Genomic DNA, 9,880 nt, shown 5'->3' with positions numbered 1-9,880 from the left:
AGCATCCCGCGGGAGATCACCTCCTCGATCACGTCCGGGGTGGTGACCGCGGAGAGGGTGTCGAAGACCGCCTGGGCCCAGGGGCTCATCTTCTCCGCCTCGGAGCCGGGCAGGTAGCCCAGCTCCTGGCCGCCGACGGCGTACAGCGGACGGAAGACCATCACCTTCCGGTGCTGCTGACGCTCCAGCACCGCCTCCAGCCCGGCGCACAGCGCCAGCGCGGACTTGCCGGTGCCCGCCCGGCCGCCCATCGAGACAATCCCGACCTCCTGGTCGAGCAGGATGTCCAGCGCCACCCGCTGCTCGGCGCTGCGCCCGCGCAGCCCGAACGCCTCCCGGTCGCCGCGCACCAGGCGCACCCGGCCGTCGTGGGTGACCCGGCCGAGCGCGCGCCCGCGCTCGGAGGTGAGCACCAGACCGGTGTGCACGGGGAGTTCGGCGGCCCCCTCGATGTCGACCGCGACGTCGTGCCCGGCGGTGAAGAGCGAGTCCACCGTGTCCCCGGCGACGTGCAGCTCGGTCATCCCGGTCCAGCCGGAGGTGATGGCGAGCTCGGCCCGGTACTCCTCGGCGAGCAGGCCGACCGAGCTGGCCTTGATCCGCAGCGGCAGGTCCTTGGAGACGACGGTGACGTCGTACCCCTCGGCCTGGAGGTTGCGGGCCACGGCCAGGATGCGGGTGTCGGCCTCGCCGCCGCCGGCGCGGTAGCCGGCCGGGAGGATCGAGGGGTCGGAGTGGTTCAGCTCGACCCGGATGGTGCCGCCGAACTCGCCGACCGGGATCGGCTCGTCGAGCCTTCCGTGGCGGACCCGGAAGTCGTCGAGCAGGCGGAGCGCCTGGCGGGCGAAGTAGCCCAGCTCCGGGTGGTGCCGCTTGGCCTCCAGCTCGGTGACCACCACCACCGGGAGGACGACCTCGTGCTCCTCGAATCGTGTCATGGCGAGGGGGTCTGCCAGGAGCACGCTGGTGTCGAGAACGTACGTGCGCCGGTCTGGTGTCCGGCGGCTCTTGGTACTGACCACTAGGCCTCCAGAGCGGATGACCCAGCGTCATCCGCGGCTCACCGGTCCCCGCGACCCCGGTGGCCGGGGTACCGGTCTTGACTGGTCTATTCCCAGGGTCGGCGTGGTGCATACCCGCCGGGAAGAACGGCGGGATCACAAATGGTGAACGTTTGGCGGGCTGGCCTGCGGGTATTCGGATTGACCGGCTGTCAGGGCCGTCGTCAGAGCCCGAGCCGCCGGTTGCGCAGCTGGAAGTCGCGCAGGGCCCGCAGGAAGTCGACCTTGCGGAAGGCCGGCCAGTACGCCTCGCAGAAGTAGAACTCGCTGTGCGCGCTCTGCCAGAGCAGGAAGCCGGAGAGCCGCTGCTCGCCCGAGGTCCGGATGATCAGGTCCGGGTCGGGCTGACCGGTGGTGTAGAGGTGCTCGGCGATGTGCTCGACGGAGAGGATCTCGGCCAGTTCCTCGATCGAGGTGCCGCGGCCCGCGTGCTCCTGGAGCAGCGAGCGCACCGCGTCGGCGATCTCGTGCCGGCCGCCGTAGCCGACCGCCACGTTGACCGTGATGCCGCGGATGTGGGCGGTGGCCTGGGCCGCCGACTTGAGGGTGTCGGCGGTCTGCTGGGGGAGCAGGTCGAGCGCGCCGACCGGGTTGACCTTCCAGCGGCCGTCGGCGGCGAGCCGGCGGACGGTGTCCTCGATGATGCCGAGCAGCGGCACCAGCTCGTCGGCCGGGCGGGAGAGGTTGTCGGTGGAGAGCATCCAGAGCGTGACCACCTGGACGTGCGTCTCGTCGCACCAGCCCAGGAACTCGCTGATCTTGTCGGCGCCGCGCTGGTGGCCGTCGGCGGTGGTGCCGCCGGTCGCCTTGGCCCAGCGGCGGTTGCCGTCGAGGATCACGCCGATGTGGTTCGGGGTGTTGTCGAGGTGCACCTCGACCCGGCGGCCGTACAGCGAGTACGCGTTGTCCAGCAGGGTGCGAAGCCCTGGCGTGCGCTCGACCACGTCGCGCAGACCCATGTCGTACTGCCCCTCCGAGCTCATTACCCCCGGGTGCGAAATCCCCTGGCGCAGCCTACTCCCGGAGTGCGCGGGGAGGTAAAGCCGCAGGTACCGAAGGTGTCACGAGCACGTCGCGAAACCGTTCGGACGCGTTTGGTCACGGCCGCGCGGGCTCGGACACGGAAAGGTATCCGGTTCCTTAAACGACCCCTAAGCCGGGCGCCGACTCCTTGACGCCCGGCATTGGTCTAGTCCAGCTTGTGACGCAGGACACGGCGGATCCCACCCGCCGCACCCCCACAGCACCACTGCGGACCTTCCCTCCCCCACGCGGAGCCGCCGCGACCCCCACCGCGGCGGCTCCCCCTCCTCCCACAGGAGTTCGCACATGGCCCGTACGCTGCAGCAGCCGTCCCACCGGCGCCGGCGCACCAACCTCCCGACCGTCCTCGGGGCGGGCGCCACCGCCCTCGCCGTGGCCGGCACCGGCCTGGCGCTGTTCGCCGGCGGCGCCAGCGCGGCGGTCGGCAACCTGGTCGGCAACGGCGGCTTCGAGTCCGGCCTGTCCGGCTGGACCTGTACCGGCACCGCGGTGGCCGGCGCCCCCGCGCACTCAGGCGCGGCCGCCCTGAACGCCACCCCGAGCGCCTCCGACACCGCCGAGTGCCGGCAGACCGTCAGCGTGCTGCCCAACTCCAGCTACACCCTGGCCGGCTGGGTCCAGGGCCCGTACGTCTACCTGGGTGCCACCGGCACCGGCGGCGCCGACCCGAGCACCTGGTCGAGCCAGAGCAGCTGGAACCAGCTCTCCACCACCTTCACCACCGGGGCGGGCACCACCAGCGTCACCCTGTACGTGCACGGCTGGTACGGCCAGGCCGCCTACGGCGCGGACGACATCACGCTGACCGGACCGGGCGGCACCTCCTCGCCCTCGCCCTCGCCGTCGGCCTCCTCCTCCGCGCCGGCCTCGCCGTCCCCGTCGGCCTCCGCCTCCAGCTCGGCCCCGGCGTCCCCCTCGCCGTCCGCCAGCAGCAGCGCGCCCACCTCGCCGTCGCCGACCGCCACCACCACCCCGCCGGCCACCGGCCTGCCCAAGCACGCGCTCACCGGCTACTGGCAGAACTTCGACAACGGCGCCACCGTGCAGCGGCTGCGGGACGTGCAGAGCGCGTACGACATCATCGCGGTCTCCTTCGCCGACGCGACCACCACCGCGGGCGGCATCAGCTTCACCCTGGACCCGGCGCTCGCCAGCAAGCTCGGCGGCTACGGCGACGCCGACTTCAAGGCCGACATCGCGGCCAAGCACGCAGCCGGCAAGAAGGTCGTGCTGTCGATCGGCGGCCAGAACGGCACCATCGTGGTGAACAACTCCGCCGCGGCCAACACCTTCGCCAACACCGCCTACGCGCTGATCCAGCAGTACGGCTTCGACGGCGTCGACATCGACCTGGAGAACGGCGTCGACCCGGTCTACATGGCGCAGTCGCTGCACACCCTGCAGAGCAAGGTCGGCTCCGGCTTCATCCTGACCATGGCCCCCGAGACGATCGGGATGTACTCCACCGCCGGCAACTACTTCCAGCTGGCGCTGAACACCAAGGACATCCTGACCGTCGTCAACACCCAGTTCTACAACTCGGGCGGCATGAACGGCTGCGACGGCAAGGTCTACACCCAGGGCACCATCGACTTCATCACCGCCCAGGTCTGCACCCACATCCAGGGCGGGCTGCGGCCCGACCAGGTCGGCATCGGCGTCCCGGCGTCGACCCGCGCGGCGGGCGGCGGCTACGTCAACTCGACCGTGGTCGACAACGCGCTGGACTGCCTGGCCACCGGCACCCACTGCGGCAGCTTCGTCCCGCCGGCCAAGTGGCCGACCATCCGCGGCGCGATGACCTGGTCCACCAACTGGGACGCCGCCAACGGGAACGACTTCTCCACCAACGTGGGCGCCCACGCCCACGCCATGCCCTGACCCCGTGCCGTAACCCCGTACCGCAACTCCCCCGGCGCGCCTCCCCCTGAGAGTGGGGCAGGACGCGCCACCCCGGAGCCCGTCCCCGCCGCCGCACCGGCTGGGACGGGCTCCGGCCTTCCGGCGGCCGAGGGCCCCGGTGGATCAGGACGCGGCCAGCACCGCCAGCAGGGTGCCCAGCAGCATCCACGGCCCGAGCGGGAGGTCGTCGCCCCGGCCGGCCCGGCCGGAGACCAGCAGCGCCACGGCCCACACCGCGGCCGCCAGGAAGGTCAGCACGAAGCCGCCCGCCACCGCGGACCAGCCGTACCAGCCGAGCAGCGCGCCGAGCGTCGGCGCCAGCTTCACGTCGCCGAGCCCGACCGGCGCCACCAGCGCGAGCAGCAGGTAGCCGCCGCCGAGCACCAGCGCCGCGAACAGGCAGCGCAGCAGTACCGCGCCGTCGGGCGCGGTGAGCACCAGCAGGACCGCGGTGCCGGCGGCCAGCGGCAGGGTCAGCACGTCCGGGAGCCGGCTGACCCGGGCGTCGACGAAGGCCAGCACCACCCCGAACAGCGCCGCCCAGGCCAGCGGCAGCACCACCGGCCAGGACGCCGCCGCGCCGAGCACCGCGCCGACCGCCGCGGCGGCGGTCTCGATCCGCCACGCGCCCGGGCCGCCGCCCGCACCGCAGCGCGGACACCGGCCGTCCGGGCGGTGCAGCCGGCGGCCGAGCGGACAGCACTCCCGCCAGGGTTCGCCGTCCGCCACCGCGTACCGGGCGGCGGCCGCCCGCAGGACCGGCGCCGCCAGCAGGCCCGCCGCCGCGCCCGACACCACCGCGATCATGTCGCTCTCCCCCCTCCGGCCGGTCAGGCCGACCCGGCCGAGCCTACGGGGAAGCGGCCGGGGAAACCGTCCGGTCGACCGGGTGACCTGTGGCCCATCCCACTGCGGAATCGGCGTACGGGCGCCGTAAAGTAAGGGGGTATGCAGGTCATCCAGTCCAGCAAGCTCGCCAATGTCTGCTACGACATCCGCGGTCCGGTGCTCGACGAGGCGATGCGGCTGGAGGACCAGGGCCACCGCATCCTCAAGCTGAACACCGGGAACCCGGCGGCCTTCGGCTTCGAGGCGCCGCCGGAGATCCTCCAGGACATCCTGAAGAACCTCTCCTCCGCGCACGGTTACGGCGACTCCAAGGGCCTGCTCGCCGCCCGCCGCGCGGTGGTGATGAGCTACGAGGAGCGCGGCCTGCACGGGCTCACCGTGGAGGACGTCTTCCTCGGCAACGGCGTCTCCGAGCTGATCCAGCTCGCCATGACCGCGCTGCTGGACGACGGCGACGAGGTGCTGGTCCCGGCGCCGGACTACCCGCTGTGGACCGCCTCGGTCAGCCTGGCCGGGGGCACCGCGGTGCACTACCGCTGCGACGAGCAGTCCGAGTGGTACCCGGACCTGGCCGACCTGGAGTCCAAGGTCACCGACCGGACCCGCGCGATCGTGGTGATCAACCCCAACAACCCGACCGGCGCGGTCTACCCGCGCGAGGTGCTGGAGGGGATCGTCGAGATCGCCCGCCGCCACCAGCTGGTGCTGTACGCGGACGAGATCTACGACAAGATCCTCTACGACGACGCCGAGCACGTCCCGCTGGCGACGCTCGCCCCCGACCTGTTCTGCGTCACCTTCAACGGCATGTCCAAGTCGTACCGGGTGGCCGGGTTCCGCTCGGGCTGGATGGTGCTCTCCGGCGACCGGCACCGGGCCCGCAGCTACATCGAGGGGCTGACGGTCCTGGCCTCGATGCGGCTGTGCGCCAACATGCCGGCCCAGCACGCGGTGGCCGCCGCGCTCGGCGGACGGCAGTCGATCAAGGACCTGCTGCTGCCGGGCGGCCGGCTGCTGGAGTCCCGCGACGCGGCGTACCAGCTGCTGAACGAGATCCCGGGCGTCAGCTGCGTCAAGCCCAAGGGCGCGCTGTACGCCTTCCCGCGGCTCGACCCCCAGGTGTACAAGATCAAGGACGACGCGCAGATGGTGCTGGACCTGCTGCGCGCCCAGCGGATCCTGATCGTCCAGGGCACCGGCTTCAACTGGCCCGATCCGGACCACTTCCGGCTGGTCACCCTGCCCCGCCCGGAGGAGATCACCGACGCGGTGACCCGCATCGGCGACTTCCTGAGCGGCTACGTCCAGCCCTGACACCCAACGGCCCCGCCCCCGGGCGGGGGCCGGGAGCGCCCGGAGGCGAACGGGCGAGAACGCGACCCGCCCTGAACCGAAGGGCGCGCCGACGCCGGAAGCGACGAACGACCAGCGAGCGCAGCGAGCGCCGGAGCGAGGAGTGCCGGTGTCGGGCCGGGAGCGCCCGGAGGCGAACGGGCGAAGATGCAGCACCGCCGCCCCCGGTCAGGGCGGGGGCGGCGGAGGCTGGGGTGGGGCGAGGTCAGCCCAGGCGCTTGACCAGGGCGCGGTACTCGTCCCAGAGCTCGGTCGGCGTGTGCTCGCCGAACAGCTCCAGGTGGGCCGGGATGAGTGCGGCCTCCTGGCGCCAGATGTCGGCGTCCACCGAGAACAGCAGGTCGAGGTCGGACTGCGGGATGTCGAGGCCCTCGAGGTCGAAGGCGTCCACGGTCGGCAGCACGCCGATCGGGGTCTCGACGCCCTGGCCGGCGCCGTCGAGCCGCTCGACGATCCACTTGAGGACCCGGCTGTTCTCGCCGAAGCCCGGCCAGATGAACTTGCCCTCGCCGTTCTTGCGGAACCAGTTGACGTAGTAGATCTTCGGCAGCTTGCCGGCGTCGGCCTGCGCGCCCAGCTTCAGCCAGTGGCCGAAGTAGTCGCCCATGTTGTAGCCGCAGAACGGCAGCATCGCGAACGGGTCGCGGCGCAGCTCGCCGACGGTGCCCTCCTGGGCGGCGGTCTTCTCGGAGGCGATGTTGGCGCCCAGGAAGACGCCGTGCTGCCAGTCGAAGGACTCGGTCACCAGCGGGACGGCGCTGGCGCGGCGGCCGCCGAACAGGATGGCCGAGATCGGCACGCCGGCCGGGTCCTCCCACTCGGGGGCGATGGTCGGGCACTGCGAGGCCGGCACCGCGAAGCGGGCGTTCGGGTGGGCGGCGGGGGTGCCGGACTCGGGGGTCCAGTCGTTGCCGCGCCAGTCCGTCAGGTGCGCGGGGGGCTCCTCGGTGAGGCCCTCCCACCAGACGTCACCGTCGTCGGTGAGCGCGACGTTGGTGAAGACCGTATTGCCCCAGAGGGTGTCGATCGCGTTGGCGTTGGTGTCCACGCCGGTGCCGGGGGCGACGCCGAAGAAGCCGGCCTCCGGGTTGATGGCGTAGAGCCGGCCGTCGGCGCCGAAGCGCATCCAGGCGATGTCGTCGCCGATGGTCTCGACCTTCCAGCCCGGGATGGTGGGCTGGAGCATCGCCAGGTTGGTCTTGCCGCAGGCGGACGGGAAGGCGGCGGCCACGTACTTGGCCTCGCCGGCCGGCGGGGTGAGCTTGAGGACGAGCATGTGCTCGGCCAGCCAGCCCTCGTCGCGGGCCATGGTGGAGGCGATCCGCAGCGCGTAGCACTTCTTGCCGAGCAGGGCGTTGCCGCCGTAGCCGGAGCCGAAGGACCAGATCTCGCGGGTCTCCGGGAAGTGCGAGATGTACTTGGTGGTGTTGCACGGCCACGCGACGTCGGCCTGGCCCTCGGCGAGCGGCGCGCCGACGGTGTGCACGGCCTTGACGAAGTCGCCGTCCTCGCCGAGCTGGTCGATCACGGCCTGGCCCATCCGGGTCATCACGCGCATCGAGACGGCGACGTAGGCGGAGTCGGTGATCTCGACGCCGTACGCGGCCAGCGGGGAGCCGACCGGGCCCATGGAGAACGGCACGACGTACATCGTGCGGCCCTTCATCGAGCCCTTGAAGAGGCCGTTCGCGCCCGAGAAGAGCTCCCGCATCTCTGCCGGGGCCTTCCAGTTGTTGGTCGGGCCGGCGTCCTTCTCCTGCTCGGAGCAGATGTAGGTGCGGTCCTCGACGCGCGCCACGTCCGTGGGGTCCGAGGCGGCGTAGTAGGAGTTCGGGCGCTTCTCGGTGTTGAGCTTCTTGAAAGTGCCCTGGGCGACCAGCAGCTCGGCGAGGCGGAGGTACTCCTCCTCGGAACCGTCGCACCACTCGACGCGGTCCGGCTGGGTCAGCTCGGCGATCTCGGCGACCCAGGCCAGCAGACGCTTGTGGCGGGTGGGCGCGGACTCGGCGAGCGCAGAGTTCGAAGACGACACGATCGCTCCGTTTCACACCATCTCGGCCAGGAGACGGCATCGCGGGGGTTGAGGGTGTAAGCAGCGTAGCTCCGCCTACGACCCCTCTTTGCGGCGTAACGGCGCAATCGAGTGAACTTTTACTCCATCATGTCCATCTACGCGCCAGTAACAAGGCATTCCCGGCCAGCCTCGTGACCGACGCCACCACGGCCAACTTCTACGAAATGTACAAGAGTGAGGATCACCACTTCCTACGGACTAGTAACCTACGGTCCCGTAAGTAGGATGACGTCCATGACTGTGGTGGAGGAGCCCCTACCTGCCGACCCGGCCGCCGCGACCGTGGCTGAGTGGGCCAAACCCAAGTGGCGCGGCTGGCTGCACGCCGGGATGTTCCCGGCCTCGCTCGCCGCCGGCATCGTGTTGATCTGCCTGGCCGACTCCACCGCGGCGCGGCTCGCGTGCACGGTCTACGCGGTCAGCGCCTGGCTGCTGTTCGGCGTCAGCGCGGTCTACCACCGCTTCGACTGGGGCCCGCGCGGCGACGCCGTCCTGCGCCGGCTGGACCACGCGAACATCTTCCTGATCATCGCGGGCACCTACACCCCGTTCACCATCCTGCTGCTGCACGGCACCGCGCAGCTGGTCCTGCTCTGGGTGGTGTGGGGCGGCGCGCTGGCCGGGATCGGCTTCCGGGTGTTCTGGGTCGGCGCACCGCGCTGGCTCTACACCCCGTGCTACGTCGCGCTCGGCTGGGCGGCGGTCTTCTTCCTGCCGGACTTCCTGCACGCCGGCGGCGTGGCGGTGATGACCCTGATCGTGGTCGGCGGGGTGCTCTACACCCTGGGCGGGCTGGTCTACGGCCTGAAGCGGCCGGACCCGTCACCGCGCTGGTTCGGCTTCCACGAGGTCTTCCACGCCTTCACCCTCGGCGCGTTCACCGTGCAGTACGTGGGGATCTCACTGGTCGCGTACACCGCGGCCGGCTGACACCCGCGCGTCCAGCCGCTCACGGGCCCGACGGCAGCGCTCGCAGTGCGCCGCGTCGGGCCCGTCGCCTGCCGTCCGCAGGTGCGCCTTGGCGCGGAACCGCACCGCCACGTGGCCCATCACCAGCAGCACCTCGATCGCGGACACCGCCCAGACCAGCCGGGGCCCGCCCAGCAGGTAGCCCGCCACCACGGCGAGCGCGGCGACGAGCGCCAGCAGCCCGCCCCAGAACTGCACATCCCTGTTCGCCATCGGCATCCTCTCCGCCGTATGACCGCCGCATGACCACGGACCGGAACATCTCCCCACCCAAGGTGACATCCGCACCACGCTCCGGGGCGAACAGGGGATCAACGCTGCGCCAAATTACTGTGCGGACCGTGCCGGGAAACCTGCCGCGGCCACCCGCACCGGGCCGCCGCCCACCGCCGTACGGACACCGGACGGTGAGGACCCGTCAGGCGGAGCGCCCGCCACAGGCAGCGCCCGCCACAGGCAGCGCCCGGTGATGCCGCACCTTACCGGGACGGTCCGCCCGCCCGATGTACGGCGCGCCCCCGGGGCCGCCCCCGACGACGGGCCGGACCGCGCAACGGGGCGGCGGTCCGGCGAGCCGATCCGCCGGGCCGCTGCCCCGTCCGTGGTGCCCGTCCGTGGTGCCCCGTCC

8 protein-coding genes are annotated in these 9,880 nt (G+C 71.8%); 3 read left to right on the top strand and 5 right to left on the bottom strand.

The features are described from left to right. Together AB0D08_RS30060 and AB0D08_RS30055 are read right to left on the bottom strand one after the other, a co-directional pair. Positions 1-1,022, bottom strand: a 1,022-nt coding sequence (locus tag AB0D08_RS30060) for a PIN domain-containing protein (protein ID WP_359893291.1), incomplete at its 3' end; no start/stop codon positions are given. 203 nt (positions 1,023-1,225) lie between these two features. Next, on the bottom strand, positions 1,226-2,020 hold the full coding sequence (locus tag AB0D08_RS30055; RefSeq protein ID WP_051813299.1) for an isoprenyl transferase: 795 nt from the start codon (positions 2,018-2,020) through the stop codon (positions 1,226-1,228). Between the two features lie 370 nt (positions 2,021-2,390). On the opposite strand from AB0D08_RS30055, the gene AB0D08_RS30050 reads away from it, so the two are divergent. Beyond that, a complete protein-coding gene (locus AB0D08_RS30050) occupies positions 2,391-3,986 on the top strand; it encodes a glycosyl hydrolase family 18 protein (RefSeq protein ID WP_359893288.1) in 1,596 nt (531 codons plus the stop codon). Positions 3,987-4,130: 144 nt separating this feature from the next. Here AB0D08_RS30050 and AB0D08_RS30045 read toward each other — a convergent pair whose 3' ends face one another. Further along, a complete protein-coding gene (locus AB0D08_RS30045) occupies positions 4,131-4,814 on the bottom strand; it encodes an A24 family peptidase (protein ID WP_033822542.1) in 684 nt (227 codons plus the stop codon). A 141-nt stretch (positions 4,815-4,955) separates the two neighbouring features. On the opposite strand from AB0D08_RS30045, the gene AB0D08_RS30040 reads away from it, so the two are divergent. Then, the gene (locus AB0D08_RS30040; protein ID WP_033822543.1) at positions 4,956-6,170 is read left to right on the top strand and encodes a pyridoxal phosphate-dependent aminotransferase; all 1,215 of its coding nucleotides are present in this window, start codon (positions 4,956-4,958) and stop codon (positions 6,168-6,170) included. A 244-nt stretch (positions 6,171-6,414) separates the two neighbouring features. Here the strand turns inward: AB0D08_RS30040 and AB0D08_RS30035 are convergent, their stop codons facing one another. Then, the gene (locus AB0D08_RS30035) at positions 6,415-8,241 is read right to left on the bottom strand and encodes a phosphoenolpyruvate carboxykinase (GTP) (RefSeq protein ID WP_033822544.1); all 1,827 of its coding nucleotides are present in this window, start codon (positions 8,239-8,241) and stop codon (positions 6,415-6,417) included. A gap of 276 nt (positions 8,242-8,517) precedes the next feature. On the opposite strand from AB0D08_RS30035, the gene AB0D08_RS30030 reads away from it, so the two are divergent. Continuing rightward, positions 8,518-9,213, top strand: a complete 696-nt coding sequence (locus AB0D08_RS30030) for a hemolysin III family protein (protein WP_149038363.1) — start codon at positions 8,518-8,520, stop codon at positions 9,211-9,213. Here the strand turns inward: AB0D08_RS30030 and AB0D08_RS30025 are convergent. Continuing rightward, positions 9,184-9,465, bottom strand: a complete 282-nt coding sequence (locus AB0D08_RS30025; protein WP_033822546.1) for a hypothetical protein — start codon at positions 9,463-9,465, stop codon at positions 9,184-9,186. The two genes, AB0D08_RS30030 and AB0D08_RS30025, sit on opposite strands and share 30 nt — an antisense overlap. Positions 9,466-9,880: the final 415 nt, after the last annotated feature.

The sequence above is a fragment of the Kitasatospora sp. NPDC048540 genome (assembly GCF_040651175.1).
Taxonomy (GTDB): Bacteria; Actinomycetota; Actinomycetes; order Streptomycetales; family Streptomycetaceae; genus Kitasatospora.
This window is presented reverse-complemented; position numbering and strand designations above follow the sequence as displayed.